The organism is Kitasatospora sp. NPDC002965, assembly GCF_040611255.1.
Taxonomy (GTDB): Bacteria; Actinomycetota; Actinomycetes; order Streptomycetales; family Streptomycetaceae; genus Kitasatospora.
On record NZ_JBEXNT010000134.1, the window covers coordinates 1 to 25,835 of the forward strand.

At 74.3% G+C, this 25,835-nt stretch carries 27 protein-coding genes; 17 read left to right on the top strand and 10 right to left on the bottom strand.

Going from position 1 to position 25,835, the window contains the following annotated elements:
* Window positions 1–761 (top strand): polymorphic toxin-type HINT domain-containing protein (locus ABZY91_RS34445; protein ID WP_355407201.1); only part of this gene is annotated, 761 nt, incomplete at its 5' end.
* A 16-nt stretch (window positions 762–777) separates the two neighbouring features.
* A complete protein-coding gene (locus ABZY91_RS34450; RefSeq protein ID WP_355407203.1) occupies window positions 778–1,440 on the top strand; it encodes a hypothetical protein in 663 nt (220 codons plus the stop codon).
* 92 nt (window positions 1,441–1,532) lie between these two features.
* Here ABZY91_RS34450 and ABZY91_RS34455 read toward each other — a convergent pair whose 3' ends face one another.
* Window positions 1,533–2,447, bottom strand: coding sequence for a diacylglycerol kinase (locus ABZY91_RS34455; RefSeq protein ID WP_355407205.1), 915 nt, complete (start codon window positions 2,445–2,447; stop codon window positions 1,533–1,535).
* Window positions 2,444–4,012, bottom strand: a complete 1,569-nt coding sequence (locus ABZY91_RS34460) for an FAD-binding oxidoreductase (protein WP_355407251.1) — start codon at window positions 4,010–4,012, stop codon at window positions 2,444–2,446. Before ABZY91_RS34460 ends, ABZY91_RS34455 begins: the two co-directional genes overlap by 4 nt.
* Window positions 4,013–4,086: 74 nt before the next feature.
* On the opposite strand from ABZY91_RS34460, the gene ABZY91_RS34465 reads away from it, so the two are divergent.
* Window positions 4,087–4,686 carry a helix-turn-helix domain-containing protein gene (locus ABZY91_RS34465; RefSeq protein ID WP_355407207.1) on the top strand — a complete coding sequence of 200 codons (600 nt, stop codon included), beginning with the start codon at window positions 4,087–4,089 and terminating at the stop codon, window positions 4,684–4,686.
* A gap of 133 nt (window positions 4,687–4,819) precedes the next feature.
* Complete coding sequence (locus ABZY91_RS34470; protein ID WP_355407209.1) at window positions 4,820–6,409, top strand: glycerol-3-phosphate dehydrogenase/oxidase; 1,590 nt, start codon at window positions 4,820–4,822, stop codon at window positions 6,407–6,409.
* A 60-nt stretch (window positions 6,410–6,469) separates the two neighbouring features.
* Here ABZY91_RS34470 and ABZY91_RS34475 read toward each other — a convergent pair whose 3' ends face one another.
* A complete protein-coding gene (locus ABZY91_RS34475) occupies window positions 6,470–6,763 on the bottom strand; it encodes a hypothetical protein (RefSeq protein WP_355407211.1) in 294 nt (97 codons plus the stop codon).
* Window positions 6,764–6,962: 199 nt separating this feature from the next.
* A complete protein-coding gene (locus tag ABZY91_RS34480) occupies window positions 6,963–7,706 on the bottom strand; it encodes an SDR family oxidoreductase (RefSeq protein ID WP_355407213.1) in 744 nt (247 codons plus the stop codon).
* Between the two features lie 72 nt (window positions 7,707–7,778).
* Between ABZY91_RS34480 and ABZY91_RS34485 the strand changes: the two genes are divergently transcribed.
* Together ABZY91_RS34485 and ABZY91_RS34490 are read left to right on the top strand one after the other, a co-directional pair.
* Entirely contained in the window at window positions 7,779–8,693 is a 915-nt protein-coding gene (locus ABZY91_RS34485) for a LysR family transcriptional regulator (RefSeq protein ID WP_355407215.1), read from the top strand.
* A gap of 172 nt (window positions 8,694–8,865) precedes the next feature.
* A complete protein-coding gene (locus tag ABZY91_RS34490; RefSeq protein ID WP_355407217.1) occupies window positions 8,866–9,441 on the top strand; it encodes a TerD family protein in 576 nt (191 codons plus the stop codon).
* Here ABZY91_RS34490 and ABZY91_RS34495 read toward each other — a convergent pair.
* Window positions 9,423–10,796: an FAD-dependent monooxygenase gene (locus ABZY91_RS34495; protein WP_355407219.1), complete on the bottom strand. Its 1,374-nt coding sequence runs from the start codon at window positions 10,794–10,796 to the stop codon at window positions 9,423–9,425. The genes ABZY91_RS34490 and ABZY91_RS34495 overlap by 19 nt on opposite strands.
* Window positions 10,797–11,085: 289 nt before the next feature.
* Between ABZY91_RS34495 and ABZY91_RS34500 the strand changes: the two genes are divergently transcribed.
* The 5 genes from ABZY91_RS34500 to ABZY91_RS34520 all read left to right on the top strand — a co-directional run bounded on the left by ABZY91_RS34500 (window position 11,086) and on the right by ABZY91_RS34520 (window position 16,900).
* Complete coding sequence (locus ABZY91_RS34500) at window positions 11,086–13,125, top strand: NADPH-dependent 2,4-dienoyl-CoA reductase (protein ID WP_355407221.1); 2,040 nt, start codon at window positions 11,086–11,088, stop codon at window positions 13,123–13,125.
* 66 nt (window positions 13,126–13,191) lie between these two features.
* Window positions 13,192–13,800 carry a PadR family transcriptional regulator gene (locus tag ABZY91_RS34505; RefSeq protein WP_355407223.1) on the top strand — a complete coding sequence of 203 codons (609 nt, stop codon included), beginning with the start codon at window positions 13,192–13,194 and terminating at the stop codon, window positions 13,798–13,800.
* A 90-nt stretch (window positions 13,801–13,890) separates the two neighbouring features.
* On the top strand, window positions 13,891–14,724 hold the full coding sequence (locus ABZY91_RS34510) for a hypothetical protein (protein ID WP_355407225.1): 834 nt from the start codon (window positions 13,891–13,893) through the stop codon (window positions 14,722–14,724).
* A 160-nt stretch (window positions 14,725–14,884) separates the two neighbouring features.
* Window positions 14,885–15,304: a hypothetical protein gene (locus tag ABZY91_RS34515; protein ID WP_355407227.1), complete on the top strand. Its 420-nt coding sequence runs from the start codon at window positions 14,885–14,887 to the stop codon at window positions 15,302–15,304.
* 222 nt (window positions 15,305–15,526) lie between these two features.
* Window positions 15,527–16,900 (top strand): erythromycin esterase family protein, encoded by a 1,374-nt coding sequence (locus tag ABZY91_RS34520; RefSeq protein ID WP_355407229.1) that lies wholly within the window; start codon window positions 15,527–15,529, stop codon window positions 16,898–16,900.
* A gap of 54 nt (window positions 16,901–16,954) precedes the next feature.
* Here ABZY91_RS34520 and ABZY91_RS34525 read toward each other — a convergent pair whose 3' ends face one another.
* On the bottom strand, window positions 16,955–17,767 hold the full coding sequence (locus tag ABZY91_RS34525) for an NAD(P)H-dependent oxidoreductase (protein ID WP_355407231.1): 813 nt from the start codon (window positions 17,765–17,767) through the stop codon (window positions 16,955–16,957).
* Window positions 17,768–17,865: 98 nt separating this feature from the next.
* Between ABZY91_RS34525 and ABZY91_RS34530 the strand changes: the two genes are divergently transcribed.
* Together ABZY91_RS34530 and ABZY91_RS34535 are read left to right on the top strand one after the other, a co-directional pair.
* Window positions 17,866–18,822: a helix-turn-helix transcriptional regulator gene (locus tag ABZY91_RS34530; RefSeq protein WP_355407233.1), complete on the top strand. Its 957-nt coding sequence runs from the start codon at window positions 17,866–17,868 to the stop codon at window positions 18,820–18,822.
* Window positions 18,823–19,059: 237 nt separating this feature from the next.
* Entirely contained in the window at window positions 19,060–19,683 is a 624-nt protein-coding gene (locus ABZY91_RS34535; protein WP_355407235.1) for a hypothetical protein, read from the top strand.
* Between the two features lie 82 nt (window positions 19,684–19,765).
* Here ABZY91_RS34535 and ABZY91_RS34540 read toward each other — a convergent pair whose 3' ends face one another.
* The 3 genes from ABZY91_RS34540 to ABZY91_RS34550 form a co-directional block, all read right to left on the bottom strand.
* Window positions 19,766–20,425, bottom strand: coding sequence for a DUF642 domain-containing protein (locus tag ABZY91_RS34540; RefSeq protein WP_355407237.1), 660 nt, complete (start codon window positions 20,423–20,425; stop codon window positions 19,766–19,768).
* 372 nt (window positions 20,426–20,797) lie between these two features.
* Window positions 20,798–21,550, bottom strand: coding sequence for a hypothetical protein (locus ABZY91_RS34545; protein WP_355407239.1), 753 nt, complete (start codon window positions 21,548–21,550; stop codon window positions 20,798–20,800).
* 222 nt (window positions 21,551–21,772) lie between these two features.
* A complete protein-coding gene (locus ABZY91_RS34550; RefSeq protein WP_355407253.1) occupies window positions 21,773–22,369 on the bottom strand; it encodes an SRPBCC family protein in 597 nt (198 codons plus the stop codon).
* A gap of 306 nt (window positions 22,370–22,675) precedes the next feature.
* Here ABZY91_RS34550 and ABZY91_RS34555 point away from each other — a divergent pair, with 306 nt between their 5' ends.
* The 3 genes from ABZY91_RS34555 to ABZY91_RS34565 are packed head-to-tail and all read left to right on the top strand — an operon-like array spanning window position 22,676 to window position 23,938.
* Window positions 22,676–23,335 carry a TetR/AcrR family transcriptional regulator gene (locus tag ABZY91_RS34555; protein ID WP_355407241.1) on the top strand — a complete coding sequence of 220 codons (660 nt, stop codon included), beginning with the start codon at window positions 22,676–22,678 and terminating at the stop codon, window positions 23,333–23,335.
* Window positions 23,336–23,375: 40 nt separating this feature from the next.
* Window positions 23,376–23,531 carry a hypothetical protein gene (locus ABZY91_RS34560; protein ID WP_355407243.1) on the top strand — a complete coding sequence of 52 codons (156 nt, stop codon included), beginning with the start codon at window positions 23,376–23,378 and terminating at the stop codon, window positions 23,529–23,531.
* A complete protein-coding gene (locus tag ABZY91_RS34565; protein WP_329878320.1) occupies window positions 23,528–23,938 on the top strand; it encodes a DUF3052 domain-containing protein in 411 nt (136 codons plus the stop codon). The genes ABZY91_RS34560 and ABZY91_RS34565 overlap by 4 nt, the downstream gene beginning before the upstream one ends.
* Before the next feature lie 44 nt (window positions 23,939–23,982).
* Here ABZY91_RS34565 and ABZY91_RS34570 read toward each other — a convergent pair whose 3' ends face one another.
* Window positions 23,983–24,645, bottom strand: a complete 663-nt coding sequence (locus ABZY91_RS34570; RefSeq protein ID WP_355407245.1) for an SGNH/GDSL hydrolase family protein — start codon at window positions 24,643–24,645, stop codon at window positions 23,983–23,985.
* Between the two features lie 273 nt (window positions 24,646–24,918).
* Here ABZY91_RS34570 and ABZY91_RS34575 point away from each other — a divergent pair.
* Window positions 24,919–25,835: DUF4331 family protein (locus ABZY91_RS34575; RefSeq protein ID WP_355407247.1), on the top strand; the 917-nt coding region annotated here is incomplete at its 3' end.

Here is a 25,835-nt window from a genome sequence, read left to right on the forward strand (position 1 = left end):
TCTACGAAATCACCCTCGACCCCGCCACCACCACCACAACCCCACAGATCACCCAACCCGCCAACGACACCGTCAAGACCGCCGCCACCTACACCGTCGACCCCACCAAGACCCAAACCCTCACCGCCACCGACGGCCACCCCTTCTGGCTCCCCCAAACCCGCGAATGGCTCACCGCCGACAAACTCCAACCCGGCCAATGGCTGGAGACCTCCACCGGCACCTGGGTCCAGATCAGCACCATCCGCTCCCACACCGCCCACCAACGCGTCCACAACCTCACCGTCAGCGACCTCCACACCTACTACGTCCTCGCAGGCACCACCCCCGTCCTCGTCCACAACTGCGAGGTCGCGTTGGGTTGGCAGAGAGAGGGGAAGCTCGATGAGTGGGCAGGAGAGGCAGGTTTCCAGACGTTCTCCACTCTGCCCAAAACTGCGTTCGCGCAGGCAGCACGCAAGGCCATCATCGACCCCAATGTGACGCTGCACGTCAACCGGGCAGGGTTCGATGACTTCATGGATGCGGCTCAGCGGGGTCTCAAGTCCGGAGAGGACGGCTGGGCGACCGACCTGGAAATGGCCTACATAGCGCGGGCACTCGCAAACGGTCAGCGATCGTGGAGTTCGATCAAGTGGTACTCGGTGGACAAGGGCGGACGTACGACGATGGACGCCCCTGCGTCGATGCCGGACCTTTCGTCACTCGTGGGAGACATGTCACCCGTGAGGGGCGGAGTCCTGCCCCATTGCAGCTGCTAGAACTGAGGTGTGGACCATGAAGTCCTGGCTTGAGGAGTACTATCCGGAGGTCTCCGCCGCGGGCGCGCTCGGGGCTGCCCTGAAGGTGGCTGCGGAACGGCGCGCGTGTGAGGTCGGGCCGGTCGATCCTGCTTCCTCGGAGGTTCGGATCATCACCGAGAGGGGTGTGGTTCGGGTCGGTCTCGCGGCGGGTCGGCGGCTGTTCATGGTCGGAATCCACACTCCTGGATTCACCTGGGCGACCGGCTCGACGGATGATCTCGGCCTGCTGGTCGAGGCCGTCGCTTCCTGGAAAGCCGGAATGCCGCTCGATGCCTTCGAGTCGAGGTTCGACTTCATGGAGCTCGATGAATTTGCGCGGCCGCTCGAAGCCCGGGATCCTGCCCCGTTGCAGTGGAGCAATCTCTTGTCCTCCGCGTTCTACGCGAAACAGTGGGGTCTGCTGAATCGGGTGCACGGTGACGGAGCTTTGAGGAGGCTCTTCCCGACCGTCTCGCACGGGACCGTTCGACTCCGTGTGGACCCGATGGACGGAGAGAGCCGGCATCTCCTGGTGAGGGAGGCCGGACCGGGCCTGTACGAGCTCAGGGCGGTCGGTGATCCGGCATCGGACTGGGTCACGGTCGGCGCTGACGATGTGGTCGCGCGGCTGAGAGGAGTTCTGGCCGGCGACCGGTAGCCGTGCTCCGGCGGCCTCGGTCGGCGTTGGGCGTACTGGAGGGCCCCGTAGCGGATGCTGCGGGGCCCTTCGGCGTTCGGGGGTGTGGCGGGTCAGGCGGGGGTGAGGAGGTGGAGGGCGGCGGGGGTGACGGTGACGGTGACGGGGAGGGGGGCCATGAACTCGCCGTCGGCGTAGGCGGTGATGGCGGGGGAGTCGATGCGGACCGACGTGGTGCGGTGGGTGGTGACCTCGCGGCGTCGGACGTGGGTGCCCTTGAAGAGGGTGGGGAAGAAGCGGGCGATGCGGTGGCGGGGCATCGCGTCGACGAGGGTGAGGTCGAGGAGGCCGTCGGTGGGGTCGGCGGTCGGGCAGATGAGCATCCCGCCGCCGTAGCTGCTGGTGTTGCCGACGGCGGCGAGCGTGAGGTCGCGGGTGATCTCGGTGCCGTCGGCGAGGGTGAGGTGGAAGGGCAGCGGGCGGAGGTTGGCGAACTCGACGGCGATGGCGAGGTTGTAGCGCATCCGGCCGCGGGGCCAGCGGAGGCGGTTGGTGCGGTCGCTGACCAGGGAGTCGAAGCCGCTGGCGAGGACGGAGCCGAACCGGCGGGTGCTGCCGTCGGCCGCCGTGACGAGGCCGAGGTCGACGGTGCGGGTGTGGCCGGCGGCGACGACGTCGGCGGCGGCCTCCGGGGCGTCGCGGGGGAGGCCGTAGGCGCGGGCGTGGTCGTTGCCGGTGCCGGCGGGGACGACGCCGAGGGGGACGGACGTGCCGGCGGCGGCCTGCAGGCCGAGGTTGACCATGCCGTCGCCGCCGACGACGACCAGGGCGTCGCAGGACCCGGAGCCGACGGCGGCGCGGGCGAGTTCGAGGGACTCGGCGGCGGAGGTGCCCGCCTGCGCGTCCACGGCGATGCCGAGGTCGCGCAGGCGGGCGGTGGCGCGGCGGGCCGCCGGCTCGGCGTGGCCGGCGGCTGCCGCGGGGTTGGTGAGGAGAACGACGCGGGCGATGGTTCTCCGGCCGCTCACGGGATCAGCTTGCCCGGGTTGAGGATGCCCGCCGGGTCCAGCTCGGCCTTGACGGCGCGCAGGATGCGCACGCCCAGCTCGCCGATCTCGTCGGTCATCCAGGGGCGGTGGTCGGCGCCGACCGCGTGGTGGTGGGTGATCGTGCCGCCGGCCGTCAGGATGGCGTCGCAGGCGGCGCGCTTCGCACCGGCCCACCGCTCCAACGGGTCGTCGCCGAGGGCGGCGACGACCGTGAAGTAGAGCGAGGCGCCGGTCGGGTAGACGTGCGAGATGTGGCAGAGCACGAGCGAGCCGGGGAGGGCCTCGGTGAGGGCGGTGGTGACGGCCAGACGGAGTTCGGGGAGGTTCCGCCAGCTGGTGGCGGTTTCGAGGGTCTCGCAGAGCGCGCCCGCGCGGAGCAGGGAGTCCCGCAGGTAGGGGGCGTTGAACCGGCCGTGTTCCCAGGCCCGGGCGGGTGCCTCGCCGAGCGGGGTGCCGCCGGCGGCGAGCAGGACGGCGCGGGTCTCCGCGTGGCGGGTGGCGGCCTGCTCGGCGGTGCCCTCGAAGACGGTGACGGCCAGGCAGCCGGTGACCGCGGGTTCGCCGCCGATCCTCTCGGTCATCGCGAGGTTGACCATGGTCTCGGCCTCGTCGGAGAGCCGGATGACGGTCGGGCCGGTGCCCTGCTGCTCGACGGCGCGCAGCGCGGCCGAGCCGGTGGCGAAGTCGGGGAAGGACCAGGCCTCGTACGCCTTGGCGGCGGGCGCGGGGTGGACGCGGACCCGGACGGCGGTGATCACGCCGAGGGTGCCCTCCGAGCCGAGGAACAGTTCGCGCAGGTCGGGTCCGGCGGCGGAGGCGGGGGCGCGCCCGAGGTCGAGGGTGCCGGCCGGGGTGACGACGCGCAGGCCGCGCACCATCTCGTCGAACCGGCCGTGGCCGGCCGAGTCCTGGCCGGAGGAGCGGGTGGCCGCGAAGCCGCCGATGGTGGCGAAGCGGAAGCTCTGCGGGTAGTGGCCGAGTTCGAAGCCGTGCGCGGCGAGCAGCGCCTCCGCCGCCGGGCCGGTGAGGCCCGCGCCGAGGACGGCTTCGCCGGAGGTCTCGTCGAGGTCGAGCAGCCGGTCGAGGCGGCGCAGGTCGAGCGACACGACGGCCGCGAGGCCGCCGCGCTCCGGGTCCAGCCCGCCGACCACGCTGGTGCCGCCGCCGAAGGGCACGACGGCGATGCGGCGTTCGGCGCACAGCGCGAGCAGGGCGGCGATCTCGTCCTCCCCTCCGGGCAGGACGACGGCGTCGGGCGCGTCCTGCGGTGCGCGGCTGCGGCGGCGCAGCAGGTCGGGGGTGGACTTGCCGCCGGCCCGGGGGAGTCGGTCGGCGTCGGCGGCGCTGACGTGCGCTTCGCCGACGACGGCGGCGAGGGCCGCGAGGTCGTCCGGGGACAGGGCGGACGGCCGCAGCACGACGTCCGAGGCGTCCGGGCCCGGCTCGGCGTCGCCGGTGACGCCGAGGGCGGCGGCGAGCAGGCCCTTGACGTCGGCGGACAGCTCCTTGGCGAGGGCCGGGTCGCCCCAGGCGTCCCACTTCATCGGGGGGAGCGGCAGCGCGGCGTCGGCCGGTTCCGCTTGCTTCTCGGCGGTCATACGTTACAGTTTTACACATCATGTCAAGTAGTAACGCGGACCTCGACCGGTCGTCCGAGCCTCGCGGCACCGACGACGCCATCCTTGACGCCGCCGCCGAACTGGTCATCCAACTCGGCGTACGCCGGACCCAGTTGGCCGAGATCGCGCGCCGTGCCGGGGTCAGCCGGCCGACCGTCTACCGGCGCTGGCCGGACGTCCGGGCGGTGATCGGTGCGCTGCTCACCCGCGAGATCGCGGCCACCCAGGAGGCCGTCCGGCTCGCCGGGGTGGACCGGGCCGCGTTCGTCGACGGTGTCGTCGAGGTCGCCGTCCGCCTGCGCGACCATCCGGTGCTCGGCGCGCTGCTGCGTTCCGCCGACTCCGACACGCTCTTCGAGTACGTGGTCGAACGCCTCGGGACCAGCCAGCGAGGGCTCCTCGAAGCACTCCGCGCCGGCATCGCGCAGGGGCAGGAGCACGGCTCGATCCGGGCCGGTGATCCGGTCGAGCTCGCCGCGATGGTGCTGCTGATCGCCCAGTCCACCGTCCAGTCGCACCGTATGGTGGCCCAGTTGCTGTCCGAGGACGCGTGGCGGCGTGAACTGGCCCGCGCCCTGGACGGGTACCTTGCGCCGTGAACGACCGCCGGGGACCGGTGAACGCCCGCGCCGGGCGGGCCGTCCGTCTGCGGGTGACCGCCCGTCCATGCCCGGTCGGCCGCCGTCGGCAGCCGGTGAACCGCCGCAACGCCACCCGCCACGGAGGCCGCAGATGACCACCACCGCCGGACCCTACGCCGGGACGACCCGACTCACCGCCCGTCGCCGGGAGTTGGAGCTCGACGCGCTCGCCGCCGACCCCGTCGTCGACGTCCTGGTGATCGGCGGAGGCATCACCGGCGTCGGTGTCGCCCTCGACGCGGCGGCGCGCGGGCTCTGCACCGTGCTCGTCGAGTCCCGCGACCTCGCGTTCGGGACCAGCCGCTGGAGTTCCAAGCTCGTCCACGGCGGCCTGCGCTACCTCGCCTCCGGGCGGATCGGCGTGGCGCGGGAGAGCGCCCGCGAACGCGGTGTGCTGATGACCCGTACCGCCCCTCACCTGGTCCGTTCGCTGCCCCAACTCGTGCCGCTGCTGGACGGGTTGTTCCGCCCGGGGCAGGCCGCGCTGGTCCGGGCCGGCTTCCTCGCGGGCGACGCCCTGCGGCTGGGCGCCGGCACCTCGGGCACCCTGCTGCCCCGGGTCCGCCGGGTGGACGCCGCCCGCGCCCGTGACCTGGTGCCCGGGCTGCGGGCAGCCGGTCTGAACGGCGGCCTCGTCGCCCACGACGGGCAACTCGTCGACGACGCCCGGCTGGTGGTCGCCCTCGCCCGTACCGCGGCGCAGTACGGGGTCTCGGTGCTCACTCGCGTCCGCGCCGACGAGGTCACCGGAGGCGGCGCCCGGCTCACCGACGGACTCACCGGCCAGTCGTTCACCCTCACCGCCCGCGCCGTCGTCAACGCCACGGGAGTCTGGGCCGGCGAGGTGGATCCGTCGATCCGGCTGCGGCCCAGCCGGGGCACCCACCTGGTGGTCGACGCCGCGGCCCTCGGCCGGCCGACCGCCGCGCTCACCGTCCCCGTGCCCGGGTCGACCAGCCGGTTCGTCTTCGCGCTGCCGCAGCAGCTCGGCCGGGTCGCGATCGGCCTGACCGACGAGGACGCGCCCGGCCCGATCCCTGACGAGCCCCGGCCCACTGACGCCGAGCTGGACTTCCTCCTCGACACCGTGAACTCCGCCCTGGAGACGGCCCTGACCAGGGCCGACGTGCGCGGCGCCTACGCCGGGCTGCGGCCGCTGCTCGACACCGGCGACGGCGCCACCGCGGACATCTCCCGGCAGCACGCGGTGCTGGAGTCGCCCAACGGCGTGATCACGGTGGTCGGCGGAAAGCTCACCACCTACCGCCGGATGGCCGAGGACGCGGTCGACGCCGCCGTGCGCCTGCGCGAGCTGACCGCCCGCGACTGCTGGACCACCCGCCTGCCGCTGGTCGGTGCGCCCGGCCACCGCGACAGCCGGCCCTGCCCCGAGGGCGAGGTGCCGGCCTCCCTAATCGCCCGCCACGGCGGCGCGGCGCGCGAGGTGCTCGTGGCGGGGGAGGCGCTGGGTGCCGGCTACGCGGCGCCGGTCGCGGGCGGCATCGACGTCAGCCGGGCCGAGATCGTGTACGCGGTGACGCACGAGGGCGCGCTGGACGTCGAGGACGTGTTGCACCGCCGGACCCGGATCGGCCTGGTCCCGGCGGACGCGGAGCGGGCCGGGGCGGCCGTCGAGGAGATCATCGCCAAGGTCCGCCGAGCGCCGAGTGCCGAGCGCTGAGTGCCGAGCGTTGCGGCAGGCGGCAGGCGGCAGGCGGCAGGCGGCCGGGTCGCCGGGCGGTCACTGCCCGGTGCGCTCCGCCATCGGGTGCACCGCGCCGTGCACGTCCAGCGCGCACGCGAGGGGGCGCTGGGGGTCACCGGTCCGCTTGAGCTCGACGGCGAGCGGCAGCGGAGGCTCCTCGGGCAGCTGGGCGGCCAGCGTGAGCGGGTAGACGCCGTGCCCGTGGACGCGGTGGAAGGCGACCTCCTTGCCGTCCACCAGCACCTCGGTCTCGGTGATCCAGCCGGACCGGACGTTCACCGTGACGGAGTGCCCGGCCCGGTCGAGATGGAAGCTGTGCCGCTGGCGCATGAAGACCTCCGGGGGACCGCCGAGCCCCCCGCGCGACCACGCCAGTCTACGTCCGGCCCCTCGGCCCGGCCGGGCGAGCGCGAGCGCTGCGGGAGTGGTGGGCGGTGACCTGGCCGCCCCCCTTCCCGCCCGGGATCGGGAACGGGGCCTCGGGAACGGGCCCCGGGGAAGGGGGACGCCACGGCGCCCTGGCCGCGCCTCAGACGAGGCGGCCGCCGCCGTCGACGTGCAGGACCGTGCCGGTGACGAAGGGGCTGGTCATCGCGAAGTGGACGGCGCGGACCAGGTCCTCGGTGGTGCCGGTCCGGCGTGCGGGGTTGCGGTCGGCGACGGAACGCAGGAAGTCGGTCTTGTCGGCGCCCATCCGGTCCCAGGCGCCGGTGTCGACGATGCCGGGGGAGACGGCGTTGACGCGGACCGGGGCGATCTCCACGGCCAGGGCCTGAACGAGGAAGGCGAGGGCGCCGTTGGTGGTGGCCATCACGGTGCGGGCGGGCGCGGGGCGCCAGGCGGCGACGCCGGAGAAGAAGGTGAAGGAGGCGCCGTCGGGGGTGTCGGTGGCGGCCTGGCCGGCGAGGTGCTTGGCGAGCAGCAGCGGGCCGTACACCTTGGCGGCGAACGCGCGGTGGACGTCGGCGAGTTGGAGTTCGGCGAGCGGGCCGTTGGCGGGCATGGCGGCGGTGGAGACGAGGTGGTCGAAGCGGCCGGTGGCGGCGGCGAGGGCGGCGATCGAGTCCTCGTCGGCGAGGTCGACCGGGACGACCTTCGTGGGGCCGGTCAGTTCGCCGGCGGTCCACTCCAGCTTGCGGGGGTCGGGGCCGGCGAGGACGAGTTCGGCGCCGGCGGCGGAGGCGGTGTGGGCGAGGGCGCGGCCGGTGTGGGAGCCGGCGCCGACGACGACGACGCGGCGGCCGGCGAGGGGGAGGGTTGCGGAGGAGGTCATGTCCGCAACCCTCCGCCGAGCAGGGGTGATACGTCCAAGGCTTGTTTTCTGGGAAAGCCATAAACTGCCTGCATGGCCACTCTCCGACAGTTCGAGTACCTGGTGACCGTCGTCGACACCGGTTCCTTCACGCGCGCGGCCGAGCTGCTGCACGTCACTCAGCCGGCGCTCTCGCACCAGGTGCGGGCGCTGGAGAAGGCGGTGGGCGGCGCGCTGCTGGAGCGCCTGCCGCGCGCGGTGCGGCTGACGCCGATGGGGCGGGCGGTGCTGCCGCACGCCCGGGCGGCGCTCGCGGATGCCGAGCGGCTGCGGGCGGCGGCCCGCTCGGCGGCCGGACTCGACAGCGGTGAGCTGGAGTTGGCGACGGTGTACTCGGTGAGCCTGGGCATCCTGCCGCCGGTGCTGCGGGCCTGGCGGCGCGCGCACCCGGGGGTGCGGATCCGGCTGCGCGAGTACGCGCACAACGAGGAGCTGCGGGCGGCGATGGCGGCGGGGCAGGCGGACGTCGCCGTGGGGACGCAGCCGGCCGACTGGGAGGGGCCGATCAGGGAACTGGGGGTGGAGGAGTTCGTCCTGGCGCTGCCGCCGGAGGACGCGGAGCCGGAGGGATGCCGGCGCGTTCCGCTGGCCGAGCTGGCGGAGCGGGACTGGGTGCACTACGCCCCCGGGAACGGGCTCGCGGACCTGCTGGACGCTGCCTGCGCGGAGGCCGGGTTCCGGCCCCGGGTGGCGGTGCGGACCGAGCAGACGGCGGCGGCCCCGCTGCTCGCGGCGGCCGGTCTGGGAGTGGCGCTGGTGCCGGCGAACATCGTGCCACCGGGGTTCGACGGGCTGGTCCGCCGGCCGGAGCCGCCGGTCCGGCGGGCACTGGTGGCGTACACCCGGACCCGGCCGGACCCGTTGACGGCGGCCTTCGTCGACCTGCTGGCCCGGCAGGCGTGCCTGCTTCCGCCGCAGGTGGCGGCGCTGCTGGCGGAGGGTGGCTGAGGCGGCGGGCCGCGAAGGGGCGGGGCCCGGCCGGGGAGCGTGCCGGGGGTCGGCCGTGTGCCGGCCGTTGCCGGCCGGGGATGGCCGTATTCGGTCGCACGGATTCTCGTGATCTCTACAGTGTTGTAGATTCTTTTCCAGGGAGAGCAGTAGCGCAACCGAGGAGGGCACTGTGGGAGTTTCGCTGGCCAAGGGCGGCAACGTCTCGCTGACCAAGGAGGCGCCGGGCCTCACCGCCGTCATCGTCGGACTCGGCTGGGACGTGCGGACGACCACCGGCGCCGACTACGACCTGGACGCGAGCGCGCTGCTCTGCAACGCGGTCGGCAAGGTGCTCTCGGACGGGCACTTCGTCTTCTTCAACAACCTGCGCAGCCCGGACGGTTCGGTCGAGCACAGCGGTGACAACCTGACCGGTGGCGGTGACGGCAACGACGAGCAGATCAAGGTCGACCTGGCCACCGTGCCGGCCGAGGTGGCCAAGGTGGTGTTCCCGGTGTCGATCTACGACGCGGACGCCCGGCACCAGAGCTTCGGCCAGGTCCGCAACGCGTTCATCCGGGTCGTCAACCAGGCCAACGGCCAGGAGATCGCCCGCTACGACCTCACCGAGGACGCCTCGACCGAGACGGCGATGGTCTTCGGCGAGCTCTACCGCAGCGGCGCCGAGTGGAAGTTCCGCGCGATCGGCCAGGGCTACGCCTCCGGCCTGCGCGGCATCGCGACCGACTACGGCGTGAACGTCTGACGGGTCGAACCGTTCGGCACTGAAGGGGAGTTCGGCGGCCGGTCGAGGGACAGGCCGCCGAACCCGCCCGTACCGGCGAGCTGTTCGCGCCACCACTCGGCCATTCCGGCCTCGTCGATGGTCCTCCAGTCCGGTGCGCCGGTGACCTGGGCCCGTCCGAGCCGGCGGCCGAGGTCGACCAACGCCCGCCCCACCGCGCCGCGTTCGCGGTCGTAACCGGGCAGCAGATCGTCCCAGCCGTCCGCCGACCGCCAGGCGTCCTCGAAGGCGCAGGCGTCCTGGAGGGCCTTGGCCGCGCCGCTGGTGTTGTGCGGGCGGACCAGGGTGGCGGCGTCCCCGGCGAGCAGCAGGCGTCCGGCGGTGCGGCGCGGGGTCGCGAGGTCGTGGATCGGCTGGAGCAGGATCCGCTCGACCGGGGTCAGGTTGACCACCCCGGCCCAGTACGGCGGGAGGTGTCGGTCGGCGAGGTCGGCCAGTTCGTCGAGGCGGGCGGGGTCGAGCGAGCCGGCCGGGATGCCGTTGGGGTCGGCCGGCGTGTGGGCCGGGACGCCGGCCCCGGTGTCGCCGGTCACGGTGCCGTCGGCCCTGCTGCTGCCGGCCCCGGTGTCGCCGGTCGGGTGCAGCCAGGCGGGTGCGGGGGCGTAGAAGACCCAGTTGACCAGGGTGGTGCCGGGCTCCAGGCCGGGAATGCGGTAGAGCACGACCTGGCCGCCGGGGTAGCAGGCGGTGATCACCTCGTGCCCGGGCCAGCGCGCGCCCCCGCCGGGCAGCCGGTCGAGGAGGCGGGCGTCGAAGCTGCCGCGCCAGCAGACGTAGCCGGCGTACTCGGGTTGGGCGTCCGGGCAGACGGCGCCCCGGACCACCGAACGGTGGCCGTCGGCGCCGACCACCAGGTCGTACGGGTCGCGCCCGTCGGAGGTCGCCACCCAGGCCTGCGGGCCGTCGTCGGGGCCGCCCCCGCCGACCGCCGTGACGGTCGTCCCGGTGCGGAACTCCACGGCGTCCGGGGCGCGTTCGCGCAGTCCCTGCCAGAGCACGCCCCAGTGGAACGCGTGCATGGCCATCGGCTGGACCCAGAGCACCCGCCCGCGCGGGCCGTGCGTGCCGGAGGGGTCGGCGGCCACCCAGTGCCGTTCGGTGAGCGGGTGGTGGCGGATGCCGTCGTCGAGGTGGCCGGCCCGGACCAGTTCGGCGTAGCGGTCCAGGACCACGCACAGGCCCACGCCCCGGTCCTCCAGGCGCCCGGGGCTGCGTTCCAGCACGGTGACCTGCTCCGCCCCGCCGCGGGCCGCGGCCCGGGCGAACGCGCACCCCGCGATGCTGCCGCCGACCACGGCGACCGATCCACCCCGCACGGCCGTGCCCCCCTCTCCGGGGCCTCGGCCGGCCCCGCCCGTCTCCCGACGACCATACGCCGTGGACTGACGATCCGTCAGTAAAGGGGCGGGTGGAGTGCCGTGGCGGCCGGGCCGCTCCGGGGGCGGCGCCGCGGGTGGCGCCGCAAGGGGTTCGGCGGGGCCGGTGGAGGGGTCCGGCGGGAGTTCGACCGCACCCTCTTGTGCAACTAGTTGCATATGGGCATCCCCTCCCCTACCGTGTGGTAACAACGAGCCGCCGCCTCGACGAAGCCCTGGGAGACCCCCGATGACCGCCACCCCGCCGCCGCCCTACCCGCACCTGCTGCGCCCGCTCGACCTCGGCTTCACGACCCTCCCCAACCGCGTCGTCATGGGGTCCATGCACGTGGGCCTGGAGGAGGCCCCCGACGGCCCCGAGCGGCTGGCCGCCTTCTACGCCGAACGCGCCCGCGGCGGCGTCGGCCTCATCGTCACCGGTGGCATCGCCCCCAACGAGGCAGGGCGCCCCTGGGGCGGCGGCGCCATGCTCACCACCGAGGAGGAGGCCGACCGCCACCGCGTCGTCACCGACGCCGTGCACGCCGCCGGCGGCCGGATCGCCCTCCAGATCCTGCACTTCGGCCGCTACGCCTACCACCCCGACCTCGTGGCCCCCAGCGCCGTCCAGGCGCCGATCAGCCCGTTCCCGCCGCGCGCCCTCACCGCCGACGAGGTCGAGCGGACCATCGAGGACTTCGCCCGCTGCGCCGCCCTCGCCCGGCGAGCCGGCTACGACGGCGTCGAGATCATGGGCTCCGAGGGCTACCTGATCAACGAGTTCATCGCCGCCGCCACCAACCACCGCGAGGACGAGTGGGGCGGCCCGTACGAGAACCGGATGCGGTTCCCGGTCGAGATCGTCCGCCGCGTCCGCGAGCGGGTCGGCCCCGACTTCATCCTGATCTACCGGCTCTCCATGCTCGACCTCGTCCCCGGCGGTTCCACCCTCCCCGAGGTGGTGCAGCTCGCCCGGGCCGTGGAGGAGGCCGGTGCCACCATCATCAACACCGGCATCGGCTGGCACGAGGCGCGCATCCCGACCATCGCCGCCTCCGTGCCGCGCGGCGCCTTCGCCTGGGTGACCCGCAAGGTGATGGGCTCGGTCGGCATCCCGCTGGTCACCTCCAACCGCATCAACACCCCCGAACTCGCCGAGCAGTTGCTCGCCGACGGTTACGCCGACCTGGTCTCCCTCGCCCGCCCGCTGCTCGCCGACGCCGACTTCGTCGCCAAGGCCCGCGACGGCCGCGCCGACGCCGTCAACACCTGCATCGGCTGCAACCAGGCCTGCCTCGACCACACCTTCAGCGGGAAGACCACCTCCTGCCTGGTCAACCCGCGCGCCTGCCACGAGACCGAGCTGGTCCTCGCCCCCACCAGGACGCGCAAGCGCATCGGCGTCGTCGGCGCCGGACCGGCCGGCCTCGCGTTCGCCGTCTCCGCGGCCGAACGCGGCCACGCCGTCACCCTGTTCGACGCTGCCGACACCGTCGGCGGCCAGCTCGACATCGCCCGGCGCATCCCGGGGAAGGAGGAGTTCGACGAGACCATCCGCTACTACCGCACCCGCCTCGCCGAACTCGGCGTCGAGCAGCGGCTCGGGGCCCTCGTGGCGGCGCCGGAACTCGCCGCCGAGGACTTCGACGAGGTCGTCCTCGCCACCGGCGTCACCCCGCGCGTCCCCGCCGACCTCCCCGGCATCGACCACCCCAGCGTCCTCGGCTACCTCGACGTGCTGCGCGACGGCGCGCCCGTCGGCGAGCGCGTCGCCGTCGTCGGGGCGGGCGGCATCGGCTTCGACGTCGCCGAGTACCTCACCGACCAGGGCGACGAGGCGAGCCTCAACGCGCCCGTCTACCGGCGCAAGTGGGGCATCGACCCGGAGTACCGCGAGCGCGGCGGCCTCGCCCGGCCCGAGCGGCCGACGCCCCCGCGCCGCGTCCACCTGCTCCAGCGCCGGACCGGCAAGGTCGGTGCCGGCCTCGGAAAGACCACCGGCTGGATCCACCGGGCCGAACTCAAGCACCGCGGCGTCACGATGGTCGCCGGCGCCCGCTACGACCTGATCGACGACGCCGGGCTCCACTTCACCCTCGACGGCGAACCGCAGCTGCTGCCCGTCGACACCGTCGTCCTCTGCACCGGCCAGGAACCGCGCCGCGACCTCGACGCCGCCCTGCGCGCCCTCGGCATCACCCCGCACCTGATCGGCGGCGCCGACGAGGCCGCCGAACTCGACGCCAAGCGGGCGATCAAGCAGGGCACCGAGCTGGCCGCCGCGCTCTGACCGCCGCACTCCGACCGCCGCTCCGAGGGTCGCGGGCGGAATCCCCGCGACCCCTAGGATCGACCCATGTCGCTGCCGCACGCCATCCTGACCGCCCTGCTGGAGAAACCGTCCTCGGGGCTGGAGCTGACCCGGCGGTTCGACAAGTCGATCGGCTTCTTCTGGTCCGCCACCCACCAGCAGATCTACCGTGAGCTGGGCAGGCTGGAGACCTCCGGGCTGATCCGGGCGCTCCCGCAGACCGGGCCGGTGCGCGGGCAGAAGAAGGAGTACGAGGTCCTGCCCGAGGGCCGTGCCGAACTCGCACGGTGGACGGCCGCCGGGGACGACCCCAAGACGGTCCGGGAACCGCTGCTGCTGCGGCTGCGTGCCGCCGGGGTGGTCGGCACGGCCGGCCTGGACGCCGAACTCCACCGGCACCTCGCCCTGCACCGGGCGCAGCTGGCCGACTACCGGGCGATCGAACGGCGGGACTTCCCGCCGGGGGAGGGCGACGCCGCGAACCCGTTGCAGCACGCGGTGCTGCGGGCCGGCATCGGGCTGGAGGCCTTCTGGGCGCAGTGGCTCACCGAGACCCTCGCCACGCTGCCGCCCGACCGGACCGGCGGCGGCCCGCCGGGCGGTCCGGCGCGTGGTCCCGCGGAAGGCGCCGCCGAGGCCCTCGGCCCGTCCTGACCTGCGGATCCACCCGTCGGACGGGCGGGGTCCCGGACGCGGTGGGAGACTGGACGCCTGTCCCTGCCCGAACTCCCGACCGGGGGCCGCATGTCTCTCCCCAGGCCTCTTCTCGCCCTCACCGTCGCGGCAGCCGGTCTCACCGTGTTCACCCTCGGCACCACCGGGCTCGCCGCAGGATCGCCGTCCGCTCGGCCCGCGCCGGCCGTGACGCTCGCGACGGCCGCCGGGGCCACGGTCGCCGCCGCTCCGGCCGCCGCCGCACAGCTGCCCACCGACGACCGGCTCAGGGCCGCGCTGCTCACCGCCGACGAACTGGGACCGGACTTCACCGAACTCCCGGTCGGCGCGAGCCCCTCGCCCGAGAGCGACGCCTCCCCGGTGGCCGGGTGCGACGCGCTGCGCGCGCTGCTGAACCGCGAGACCGCCCGAGGGCCCTCCGGACGCCCGCACCAGGGCGTCGAGTTCGACGGGCCGGCCGGCAACCCGATGATCACCGAATCGCTCACCGCCGAGGAGCCGGACCGCCTCACCACCGACTTCGCCGCCGTCACCGCCGCGTTCGCCGACTGCCGCAGCATCACCTTCACCGACGACACCGGCACCCCCGTGGTCTTCACCGTGACCCCGGTCGCCCTCGGGGACCGGCCGGGCGCCCCCGCCGTCCGCCTCGACGGCGAACTGGCGGGCATCCCGCTCAACGGCTACCTCGGCCTCGAACGCCTCGGCGACGTCGCGCTCTCCTACGGATTCTTCCAGCGCGACTCCGTCTCCCCCCAACTCGCGTCCCTCTACTACCGCGCCGCCGTCGCCAAGGCCGAACGTAACCTCGGCGCGCCGGCGGGGTCCACGACGGCCCCGACGGCCCCGGGCGTTCCCACCACCCCGACGGCTGCTCCGGGGGTTCCGTCCGCGGCGGTCTGACGGGCCGCCGCCGGTCCCGTCCGGCCCGGTCGCCACAGCCCGAGCCTGCCTCCGAGCCGGCCTCAGAGCCGGCCCCCGAACCGGCCTCCGAGCCGGCGGACGATCCGGCGGCCCGCGCCGAACTCTGGTGCGGGCCGGCCGCCGGGGCCACAATGCGGGCATGCGGAAACGGCTCCTGGCCGGCCTGGCAGGTCCGGCCCTGGTTGTTGCGGCGGCCACGGCGTCGGGCTGCGGTGGACCCGGCGCGTCACCCGGGAACGCGTCGCCCGGGACGGCCGCCCCGTCGACCACGCCGACGGCGCCTTCGCCGTCGTTCGACCCCTTGGAGGACTGCGTCCTGAGCATCGCGCCCTGGCTGCGCACGTACCTCGACGGCGGTACGGACCTCGGTGACTACCAGGAGATGGGCCTCTCCAGCGCCCAGGGCGGCGCGCTGCGCGAACTCCAGCGGCAGGCCGCCGCCCTCGGGGCGCAGGGGCCGCTGCCGCCCGACTGGGCCGACCGGGAGGTCCGCAGGGCGTGCGCCGCGATCGTCGCGGCCAGGGCCACCATGACCGCGAAGCCGACGGGCTGGCCCTGACCGCGCCCGGTCGGCGGCGCGCGGCCCGTCCCCGCCCGGCCCGTCGCCACGGGCCGGGCGGGGAGGGGCGCGGCGCCGGGCCTCGTCCGGCGGACAACCACCCGATGAGCAGGGGGTTTACCCCCGGACAGGTTCGGAGGACGGCCCCAGCGCGGCCCGCCCCTGCCCCGAGCCATGATCATTCCACCGCCCAGTGGAACACCGAACTGAGGAATGATCAGGATGACTGCGCACATGACGGCGATCGGACGACGCGGGCTGCTCGCTGCGACGGCAGCGCTCGCGGCCACCGCCCTGCTGGCCCCGGTGGCCTCCGCCGTGCCCGCCGGTCCCGCGCCCGCCGCATCCGGCGCCACGGCGGTCGACGGACGGCAGGCCGCCGCGATCCGTGCGCTGGAGAGCGCCGCGCAGCCCCTGCGGTCGACGGAACCCGGTGGCCGCAGCACCGACCTCCGGGCGCTCGGTGCGATGGTCGGCGACGCCGCCGTGGTGGGGCTGGGCGAGGCCACCCACGGCTCGCACCAGTTCTTCGCCATGAAGGAACGCGTCTTCCGCTACCTCGTCGAGGAGAAGGGCTTCACCACCTTCGCCCTGGAGATGAGCTGGTCGGCCGGTCTTCGGATCGACGAGTACCTCCAGGGAGGCCCCGGCGACGCCCGGCAGACGGCCAAGGAGGCGCTGGCCGGATCCCCCTGGGAGCGTGAGGAGTTCGTCAGCCTCATCAGCTGGATGCGGCGGCACAACGACCGGCACCCGGACCGCAGGGTCCACTTCATGGGCAACGACGTCGGAGCGCCGAGGCTCGGTGACCAGGTCTTCGACCGGGTCACCTCCTACGTCCGCACGGCCCGCCCCCAGGACCTCGCGCAGGTCGAGGCGCTGTACGCGGGCCTGCGCCCCCTCGACGACGTGTTCGCCTACCTGGGCAGGCCCCTCGCCGAACGGCGCCACAACGCGACCGTCGCCCAGCAGGCGTTCGACCTGGTCACCGCGAGCAAGGGCGCCGGCGGCGAGGCGTACGAGTGGGCCGAGCAGCACGCCCGCAACATCGTCCAGACCTTCGTCTTCACGTCCCTGGACCTGTCCGACCCGGAGTCGGTGTCCGTCGCGGAGCACTACCGCGACCGGGCGATGGCCGACAACACCGCCTGGTGGAACCGGCGCACCGGCGACAGGATGCTGCTGTCGGCGCACAACGGCCACGTGGGCTACCTGTCCACCGACCCCGTGATGTACCCGACGACGCAGGGCGTCTACCTGCGCAACGCGCTCGGGCGGGGCTACGCCGCTATCGGTTTCACCTTCAACCAGGGGTCCTTCCTCACGGCGACCACCCTCGGCAGTCCCTGGAACGCCGTGACCGTCCCGGCAGCCACCCCCGACATGCAGGAGTACACGCTCGACCGGGTCCGCCACCGCGACTACTACGTCGACCTGCGCACGCTGTCGGCCGCCGGCCGCGACTGGCTCGACACCCCCCGCCCCGTCCACGACGCCGGATCGAGCTTCACGCAGCCGGCCCCCAGCCTCGCCGTCAACCAGGCGTACGACATCCTGATCCACCTCCACCAGGTCCACGAGGCCACCAAGCTCTGACCCTCGCCGCCCAGGCCCGCCGCCGCCCCGGCCCGGGGCCGAGCCGGCGGTGGGTCAGCCGCGCGGCGCGAGGTGCAGGCCCGGGCCGGCCGTGCCCGGCTCCTCCACGCCCGGCAGCAGCCGCATGTCCCGCCCGTAGTCGCCGCCGTCGAGGCGCCGGAAGGGCACCGGCTCATCGGTGAACAGCCCGTCCAGCCGGCGCCCGTACTCCCGCGCCAGCTCCGCGAACCGCTCCGACGACACGTCCACCGACCCGTACACCGCGAACGGTTCGAGCGCCGCGATGCCGGTGAACCAGAGCACCCCGTGCTGCACGGGGAACAGCAGGTCCGCCAGCGCCCCGTGCGCGCCCCGGTCGGAGAACGCCGACTCCCGGGCCCCGGCCGTCACGGCCAGCAGGCCCCGGCGCCCGCCGAGCGCGCCCTCGCTGTACGGCGGCGGAACGGCCGGCCCGTGCGCGAACTCGAAGGTGAACACCCGGTCGATCCAGCCCTTGAGGATCGCGGGCACCGAGAACCACCACAGCGGGAACTGCAGCACCACGGCGTCGGCCCGGCGCAGCTTCTCCTGCTCGGCGGCGATGTCCGCCGAGAGCCGCCCCGCGTGGGTGGCCTCGCCCTGGGCGGCCAGGACCTCCAGCCGCTCGTCCGCCGGCAGGTCGGGGAAGTCGTCGCCGTCCAACGACGCGTGCCACTTCATCGCATAGAGGTCGGACACCTCCACCCGGTGCCCGGCGGCCCGCAGGTGGTCGGCCGCGAACGCGGACAGCGCGGAGGTGAGCGAACGGGGCTCGGGGTGCGCGGTGACCAGGAGGACGGTCTTCTGCCGGGTGGGGTCGGGCTGTTGCCGCGATGCGTGGTCGGTCATGGCACCACCCTCGCGCCGGTCGCGAGGCGCAGCCAGCACCCTGTGATTCCGGAGGACCGCCGGTCCTGGTACTGCGAGGGCCACCCATACTGGATCGCATGGACACCAGCACGGGCAGGAGCTCCGACAGCAGGACCGGCAGCAGCACCGGCGGGGACGGCGCCGCCACCGCGGCCACCCCGCCGGACGGGGTCGGCGACCCCGGTCGGGCGCTCGGAGCGTTCCTGCGCGCCCGCCGGGGCCGGGTGGCCCCCGAACTGGTCGGCCTCGCCGGGGGCGGACGCCGACGGGTGCAGGGGCTACGCCGGGAGGAGCTGGCCCAACTGGCCGGGATCAGCGTGGACTACTACGTCCGGTTGGAGCAGGGACGTTCCACCCAGCCGTCCCCCGAGGTGCTCGACGCGCTCGCCCGCACCCTCGGGCTGGACGAGGCGGAGCGCCGTCACCTCGACACGCTCGCCTCCGCCCGGCGGGTGCCGGTGCCCAGGCCGCGGGTCAGTCCGCTGCTGCGCCGGATGCTGGACGCGCTGGGCGCGGACCTTCCCGCCTTCGTGACCGACCACCGCCTCGACGTCGTCGCGTGGAACGGACTCGGCTCCGAACTCGTCGGCGGTGTGGGCGAGGTGCCTCGCCGTGACCGGAACCAGGCCCGCTTCCTCTTCCTCGACCCGGCCTCCCGCACCGTCCATCCCGACTGGGCGGACCGAGCGGCGGAGGCCGTCGGCCAGCTGCGGGTGGCGGCCGGCACCTGGCCGGACGATGCCGAGCTGGTCGCCCTGATCCGCGAACTCTCCTCGCAGAGCCGGGAGTTCCGGCAAGTCTGGGAATCCGGCGAGGTGGTGATGTGTGCGGCGGGCCGCAAGCGCCTCCACCACGCCCTGACCGGCGTGCTCACACTGGACTTCGAGCCCCTGAACGTCCCGGCCGCCCCCGGCCAGACCGGCCTGGTACTGCACGTGTTCAGCGCGGGGGAGGACCGGGTGACCGCCGCCGCCCTGACCCGGCTCGCGACGGCGGTGCCGGTCGCGACGGCCGGGCCGGGGACGAGGGACTGACGAACCCGCCCCGGCCCGCCCCGGCCCGGTCCGCCCCGAGCTGCGCCCTGCCGTGTCCAGGCCCCGGATGAGGGGCGGAGGCACTGTTTTCGGCCGGAATCGATGATCGGTGGGCGAGGTTCCGGCCGTGGTTCGTGTCCGCACCCTCGGACGGTCCGTGGTCTCGGATGCTGGACGGAGCGCCCCGCCCCGATCGGGCGGGCGCCTTTCCGCAGCTCTACACACGGAGGTGGACGGATGAGGTCGGGGATTCGTACGTGGGTGCGCGGGGCGGGTGTCGCCCTGCTGGTGGTCGCGGCGGCGGCTCCGGTGGCGGGCGCGACGCCCGCCGAAACGCAGGGCCGGCCGGGGATGATCGACGTCGCCGACCTGCCGCCGGATTCGCTGACCTGGATGGGCGGGGCCTCGGACGAGCCGGGCGGGAGCTACACGCCGACCTGTCTGTGGGACCGGATCAACGAGGTGCCGGAACAGAACACCTGGAGCGCCGACTTCTTCACGTCGGAGACCGCCGCGGCCGTCGAGCGGGTCTTCGTGCTGCCGACCGAGGCGGAGGCCGTCACCCTCGCCGAATCGCTCCGCCAGTACTACGCGGGCTGTGCCGACCGCCTGCGTGCCGCGTACCCGGGCGACACCGTGACCGGGCAGGACCACGGCTCGCTCGACGTCGAGGAGGGCGCGACCGTGGGAGGCGTGCACCGTTCCCGCACCTCCCCCTGGGCGTCGTACAACAACCACCTGTACGGGGTCGGCCGGGACGGCAGCACGGTGGCCGTCGTCGAGTGGGAGAGCAACTGGACCCAGCCGGACGTCCCCGCCTTCAAGGAGACGGTCAGGGCCGCGGTGAACAAGCGCTACTGACAGGCCCGTTGGCGCTCCGATCCGTGCGCCGCCCGGTTCCGGCCTGTTCCGCCCGGTTCCGGCGGGGCGGTGCACGGGTCCGTCAGGGCAGGCAGAGCACCAGCAGGCAGCCGCGGACCTTCACGTCGTCGATGACCGGGCCGCCGTAGCCGGGGGTGGTGCTGGCGAACGTGAGGGTGGCCGAGGTGCCCAGCAGGTTGGTGAAGGCGGTGGTCTGCTCGACGTAGCCCATGGAGCGGAGGCCGTGTCCGCTGACGTCGAAGGCGAAGTCGAGCACCGTCGTGCCGTTGACCCGCACCTGGCCGGTCTTGAGGGCCGGGGCCCACACGGGGTTGCCCGCCAGCTTGAAGGTGACGAGGTAGGTCGTCAGCGGTGCCACCGGGAACGTCTGCGAGACGCTGCCGGTGGTGCTGCCGTTGAGGTCGAGCGACTGGTGGCCCTCGGCCACGTCCCACAGGCGGTCGGAGGTCAGGTCGGCGCTGTCGCCGCCGACCGTCCAGGGGCCGAAGGTCTGTCCGCCGAGGTAGTCGGTGAACGGTGCGGGTGCCGGGACGACGGGGCTCTCGAAGCCTCCGTCGGAGAAGGCCGCGGCGGCGACCGCTGTGGCGGCGGCCCCGGCGGCGGGCGGGGCGGCGGGCGAGGCCGCGGCGGTTCCGGCGGTGGCGGTCAGCAGGAGGGCGGCGGCGGTGACGGCGGCGGTGCGGGAGACGGCGCGGGCGGCGGACGGGCTCGGCGGGTGCATGGGTGCCTTCCGGTTGCGCGGGGAGGCCTCCGGTCAGGAGCCCCATCCGGAGTGTGCGGTCCTGCGCGCGCCCCGCCAAGGGGTCCGGGCGCGGTGCGCGGGAGCACGGTGGCCATGCCAGGGGCGGGAGTTCTGTACGCCTGGCGCGCACGCCTCGCCGCGCGCCCCCTGATCGACGACGGTCTCGGGGTCAGGACCAGGATCCGCCGGGACGTCCGCCGCAACGTCCACCGGAACGGCTCCGACCACCCGGAGCCGAGCCGATCCGAGCCGAGCCGGGGCCGGACGGTTCACTACGCACGCCGACGGGCGTCGGAGGCGACGGGCCGGTGCGCCGCGAGCGGCACGGGGCCGCTCGCGGCGCACCGTGGATCACCCCTTGAGGGTCTTGGCGAACTGGCGGGCCAGGGACTCCTCGGCGGCGGCGTCCTTGGCCGCGTCGGGGTTGTTCGCGCCCAGCTTGCGGTTGGACTGGACCTCGACCCGGTAGAAGTGCGGGCCCAGCGCGAAGAACAGGGCCGGCTTGCCCGCGTTGCCCCGGGACGCGACGAACACCTCGTCGCCGACGTCCTTGACCGCCGGCTCCTTCGCGTCCGGGCGCTGGGAGTCCCGCTTGTGGCTCGCGAACGTGGAGGAGTCCACCTCCTGGAGCGAGGTGAGGGAGTCCCAGTTGCTCCAGCCGCAGCCCCAGACCGCCGAACCGTCGAGGCCCCGGCCCAGGGGCATGCCGTTGAACGGGCCGGGCGTGCCGACGACGGCCACCACCTGGTCGGACGTCAGCAGCGTGCAGGGGTCGGCCGGGCGGTTGGCGGGAGGGGCCGCCTTGCCGCCCCCGCTCGGCGCGGCGGTGGTGCCGGCCGGCGCGGTACCGGCGGGCGGCGTCGCGCCGCCGGGGGAGGCGCCCGGTGCGGAGGTGCCCGGCGCCGCGATGCCCGCTGCGGAGGTCCCGGCCGCGGTCTCCGAGGGCGCCTTGGCGGCGTCCGGGGCGGAGTCGCCCGAGGACGAACAGCCGGCCACCGCGACCGTGGCCAGGGCGAGCGCGGTCAGCCACGTGTACGGGCGGGACGTGGACGGGCGCGACTGGTGTGCGTGCTTGCCGTGTCGGACGGCGGAGTCGAACTGCATGCGGGATTCCCCCCTCTTCGGCGGTTCGTCCCGTCGGACGGACCGGTCGTGCGGCTTGATCGTACCGAGCGGTAGACGATCACAACCCGGTTCGCCCGGGACGGAGTTGGCCGCTCGTCAGATCCGCCCGACCGGTGGGGGCGCCCGCGGCCGGGCGGGCGGTCCTGCCGCGCCGGCCTGCCCGGCCGCGGGCGTCCCCCGGCGAACCTCCGAGCCGATCCGTCAACTCCGGCCGTGGGCAAGGGCTTCGGCGGTGGTCTTCAGGTCGCTCAGCCAGGACTCCAGGCCCGACCGGAGGACCTCGGTCGCGAAGGGGACGTTCGCCTCGACCTGGGGACCGCTGTGGGTCTCCTCGGTGGTGACGCGGACGCCACCCCGGACGGCCGTGAAGTTCCACACGTGGACGCCGTCGATGCGCAGCCCCTCGGCGACGGCGGGCCCGGTCCAGCGGAGGCACGAGCCGGTCCGGAGCTGTCGGACGGTGGAGGTGATGTCCAGGCTGGTGGCGGGAGTCGCCGGGTTGGGCGGCAGCGGGGTCGTCCACCGGAAGGCCGAACCCCGGTGGAGCGGCCCGTGATCGAGGCGTTCCGCGGTCCGGACGGGCGCCTGCCAGTCGGGCCAGCGCTCGACGTCGGTCTGGAGCTTCCAGACGGTGCGCAGCGGCGCGTTGATCACGATCTCGGTCCGGTGGCGGACGAGGGCGTCGGGGTCGACGCCCTTGCCCTGGCAGGTGAGGGACCTGCCGTGGTGGGGGGTGGTCGCGCCGGCGGGCGCGGCGGCGCCGCCGAGGAGGCCGGCGACGAGCGGGACGGCGACCAGGGCGGTGCGGATTCCGGCGCGGATTCCGGCGCGGCGAGGACGGGCGGTGCGGGAGTCGTCGGCGCGCGGGTCGGTGGCGCGCGGGTCGGTGGCGCGCGGGTCGGTGCTGCGGATGCCGGACATGGGGTTCCCCTCTGACGGTCGGTGGAGTACGGGTCCCACGCCCTGCACTCCCGCTTGAGCTACACGCTCATGCGTTCGTTAGAAGTTGTAACGCACGGTCGAGGGGGAGGTCAACAGGTTGCGTGATACCTTCTCGCCAACCCTTGAGCATGTAGCTGAACGGGGGCGGGAAGGCGGCAGGTCATGGCGAGGGCGGGCGCGGACACCCCGAGGGAGCGCTACCGGGCCCAGGTGCGCGCGGAGATCACGGAACGCGCCTGGGAGCAGATCGCCACGGCGGGCGCGTCCGCGCTCTCCCTCAACGCGATCGCCAAGCAGATGGGCATGAGCGGGCCCGCGCTCTACCGCTACTTCGCCAGCCGCGACGATCTGATCACCGAACTCGTCCGGGAGGCGTACCGGAGCCTCGCCGACACCCTGCGCACGGCCGCCGCCGCCGGTGCCGACCTGGCGGGGCTGGCGGGCGCGCTGCGCGGCTGGGCCCTGGCGGACCCGCAGCGGTACCTGCTCATCTACGGCACCCCCGTCCCCGGCTACCGGGCCCCCGAGGACGTCACCGTCGTCTCGAACGAGATCATGACCACCCTGCTCGACGCGTGTGCGGCGCTCGCGCCCGCCGGCCCCGCCGCCGCGACGCCTTTCGGCGCGTACCTGGAGGAGCACCGGGACTGGGCCGGCGGCCACCCCGCCCCGTCCGAGGTGCTCCACCGGTTCCTGACCGTCTGGACCCGCCTGCACGGCGTGCTGTCACTGGAACTCGCCGGCCACTTCGCCGGCATGGGCTTCGATCCGGCGCGGCTCTTCGCGGCCGAGCTGGAGGAGCTGCTGGCGCACCGGGCCTGACGCCGCCCCAGCGGTTGCCGCCGTCGCACAGGAAGTCGACGTGGTCGACTTCCTGTGCGAGGAGGTGTCGGGCTCGAACAAGATCGATCACTTTCCGCCGGGGTGTGGCATCGGCGCCCGGCCGGGCGGTCCGGCGGCGACCATGGCTGCGGCGGTCGACCGGTCGCCCCTTGCGCACTGGAGGAGTTCGGGATGACGACGCAGGCGAGCGTGGCGGATCGGCTCGGGATCGAGTCGGGCACGGTGGTCCTGGAGCTGGGCTACGAGGAGGACGTCGACCACGACGTCCGCGACGCGGTGGCCGAGCGGTCGGGCAGCGCCCTCGTCGAGGGGGAGGCCGACGTCGTCGTCGACGTCGCGCTCCTCTGGTTCCGCGACGGTGACGGCGACCTGGTGGATCTGCTCGTGGACGCGCGAACGCTGCTGGCCGACAGGGGAGTCGTGTTCGTCCTGACCCCGAAGTCGGGACGGCCGGGCTACGTGGAGCCCTCGGAGATCGGCGAGAGCGCCCCCACGGCGGGCCTCCAGCAGACGGGCGCCTTCTCCGCGGGCGGCGACTGGACCGCCACCAGGCTCGTGGCCCCCCGGTCGGCCCGCCGCTAGGGCTCGCCCCGGGGCGCCGGGGCCGGGGCAAGCCCTAGCGGCGGTCACGCGACCAGGCGCAGCCAGGCCGACGCGAGTGCGGCGTGACCGGCCGGCGTCGGGTGCACGCCGTCCGCGGCCCAGTACTCCGGACCGGTCGCCGCGGCGAGCTCGGTGAACATGGCGTCCGCGGCGAGCAGGTGCGCGCCGTAGGCTTCGGCGAGCTCGCGCACGACCTGGATCTTCGGGTCCAGGTCGGCCCGCCACTCCTTCCTGACCGCGTCGTCGACCTCCGTGTGGCGCGTCCTGACGCTGCCGCTGATCGGCAGCAGGAACGGTTCGACGAGGATCAGCTCCGTGCCCGCCCCGGCCAGCGGCGCGAGCAGTCGGCGGTAGCCCGCTGCGAACTCCTCGGCGGGGATCACCCGGCCGTTCGGGTCGAGCGTGGGCCAGCCCATGTCGTTGACGCCGACGAGGATCGACACCACGTCCGGGCGGGCGTCGAGCACGTCGGCCTGCCAGCGGGCTTCCAGGTCCCTCACCTTGTGGCCCCCGATCCCGGTGTTCAGCCAGGTCACGGGCCGGTCCGGGTGCCTGAGGCCCCACTCGCCCGCGACGCGCGGCGGGTAGCCGAACCCGAGGCCGTCCTCGCTCGCCAGCCGCAGGCCGTCGGTGATCGAGTCCCCGGTGAACATCACCCTGGTTCCCGGGCGGAGGGTGATCGTCATCTGTGCTCCTTGTTCGAGTCGGGCAGGAGGGGTTCACCGGGGGAGTTCGCCGGGGGACGGCACGGAACCTCGTGTTCCCGAATCGCCGAGCCGCAAGCCGCCCGCCCGCTCGGAGCTTGCGGCCGGAGCCGCGAGCACGGGTCCGGCCCCACCTGACCTCTCCCCGCGAACTCCTCGCCGTCCGCCGTCCGCCGTCCGCCATCCGGCGGACGGCGGCTTTCCGCGCGGGTGTCCTCCGGTCGCTGCCCCGGCCGTCCTGGTACCACTGCGGCCATGTCCCACCACCTCAGCGGCCCCCACCTCCGCTCCCCGCGCGGCGATGCCCGGCTCGACCTCACCGACCTGTTCGCCTTCCCGGCCGCCGGCGACCCCGGCCGCACCGTCCTCGTCCTGGACGCGCACCCGTACGCGGCCGTCCCCGGCGCCGCCTTCCACCCGGACGCCGTCTACCGCCTCAACGTCGACACTGACGGCGACCACCGGGCCGACATCGCCTACTCCTTCACCTTCTCCGCCCCCGACGCCTCCGGCGGCCAGACCGTCACGGTCCGCCGTGCCACCGGCGACGCGGCCCAGAAGCACGAGGCGGGCGGCGACGTCCTCTTCTCCGGCGCCCCGGTGGCGTTCGGCGACGCCCCGCACGTCGTCGAGGCCGACGGACGCAGGCTCTCCGTCGGCCTGCGCAGCGACCCCTTCTTCGCCGACCTCGAAGGGATCGTCGACAACTTCACCTGGACGGGCCGGGATGCCATGGCGAACGCCAACGTCCTCGGTATCGCGCTCGAAGTGCCGGACGCCGACCTCGGCACCGAGGCGGAGATCGGCCTCTGGGCCCGGGTCAGCCTGCACGTCGACGGGCAGCTGGTCTCCGTCGACCGGGGCGCCCACCCCTCCCTCACCGCGTACTTCAACGCGGAGGAGGTGAAGGACGCCTACAACGCGGGCGAGCCGGCCGACGACTGGACCAACTACCGCGAGGCCTGGACGGCGGTCCTCCAGCACACCGGCGACTACACCACCGACGCCGCCACCGAGACGCTGAAGCTCGTCCTGCCCGACATCCTCCGCTACGACCGCTCCCGCCCGGCCGTCTACCCGAACGGCCGCACGCTCACCGATGACGTGACCTCGGCGCGTCTGGCGATGGTGTCGGGGGGCAAGGTCACCTCGGACCACGTCCCGCCGCACAC

Bases quoted from the DNA above. Each gene is read 5' to 3' on its own strand.
- ABZY91_RS34450 (WP_355407203.1), top strand. From the start codon at position 778: ATGAAGTCCTGGCTTGAGGAGTACTATCCGGAGGTCTCCGCCGCGGGC.
- ABZY91_RS34460 (WP_355407251.1), bottom strand. From the start codon at position 4,012: ATGAAGTGGGACGCCTGGGGCGACCCGGCCCTCGCCAAGGAGCTGTCC.
- ABZY91_RS34465 (WP_355407207.1), top strand. From the start codon at position 4,087: ATGTCAAGTAGTAACGCGGACCTCGACCGGTCGTCCGAGCCTCGCGGC.
- ABZY91_RS34470 (WP_355407209.1), top strand. From the start codon at position 4,820: ATGACCACCACCGCCGGACCCTACGCCGGGACGACCCGACTCACCGCC.
- ABZY91_RS34475 (WP_355407211.1), bottom strand. From the start codon at position 6,763: ATGCGCCAGCGGCACAGCTTCCATCTCGACCGGGCCGGGCACTCCGTC.
- ABZY91_RS34480 (WP_355407213.1), bottom strand. From the start codon at position 7,706: ATGACCTCCTCCGCAACCCTCCCCCTCGCCGGCCGCCGCGTCGTCGTC.
- ABZY91_RS34485 (WP_355407215.1), top strand. From the start codon at position 7,779: ATGGCCACTCTCCGACAGTTCGAGTACCTGGTGACCGTCGTCGACACC.
- ABZY91_RS34500 (WP_355407221.1), top strand. From the start codon at position 11,086: ATGACCGCCACCCCGCCGCCGCCCTACCCGCACCTGCTGCGCCCGCTC.
- ABZY91_RS34505 (WP_355407223.1), top strand. From the start codon at position 13,192: ATGTCGCTGCCGCACGCCATCCTGACCGCCCTGCTGGAGAAACCGTCC.
- ABZY91_RS34510 (WP_355407225.1), top strand. From the start codon at position 13,891: ATGTCTCTCCCCAGGCCTCTTCTCGCCCTCACCGTCGCGGCAGCCGGT.
- ABZY91_RS34515 (WP_355407227.1), top strand. From the start codon at position 14,885: ATGCGGAAACGGCTCCTGGCCGGCCTGGCAGGTCCGGCCCTGGTTGTT.
- ABZY91_RS34520 (WP_355407229.1), top strand. From the start codon at position 15,527: ATGACTGCGCACATGACGGCGATCGGACGACGCGGGCTGCTCGCTGCG.
- ABZY91_RS34525 (WP_355407231.1), bottom strand. From the start codon at position 17,767: ATGACCGACCACGCATCGCGGCAACAGCCCGACCCCACCCGGCAGAAG.
- ABZY91_RS34530 (WP_355407233.1), top strand. From the start codon at position 17,866: ATGGACACCAGCACGGGCAGGAGCTCCGACAGCAGGACCGGCAGCAGC.
- ABZY91_RS34535 (WP_355407235.1), top strand. From the start codon at position 19,060: ATGAGGTCGGGGATTCGTACGTGGGTGCGCGGGGCGGGTGTCGCCCTG.
- ABZY91_RS34540 (WP_355407237.1), bottom strand. From the start codon at position 20,425: ATGCACCCGCCGAGCCCGTCCGCCGCCCGCGCCGTCTCCCGCACCGCC.
- ABZY91_RS34545 (WP_355407239.1), bottom strand. From the start codon at position 21,550: ATGCAGTTCGACTCCGCCGTCCGACACGGCAAGCACGCACACCAGTCG.
- ABZY91_RS34555 (WP_355407241.1), top strand. From the start codon at position 22,676: ATGGCGAGGGCGGGCGCGGACACCCCGAGGGAGCGCTACCGGGCCCAG.
- ABZY91_RS34565 (WP_329878320.1), top strand. From the start codon at position 23,528: ATGACGACGCAGGCGAGCGTGGCGGATCGGCTCGGGATCGAGTCGGGC.
- ABZY91_RS34570 (WP_355407245.1), bottom strand. From the start codon at position 24,645: ATGACGATCACCCTCCGCCCGGGAACCAGGGTGATGTTCACCGGGGAC.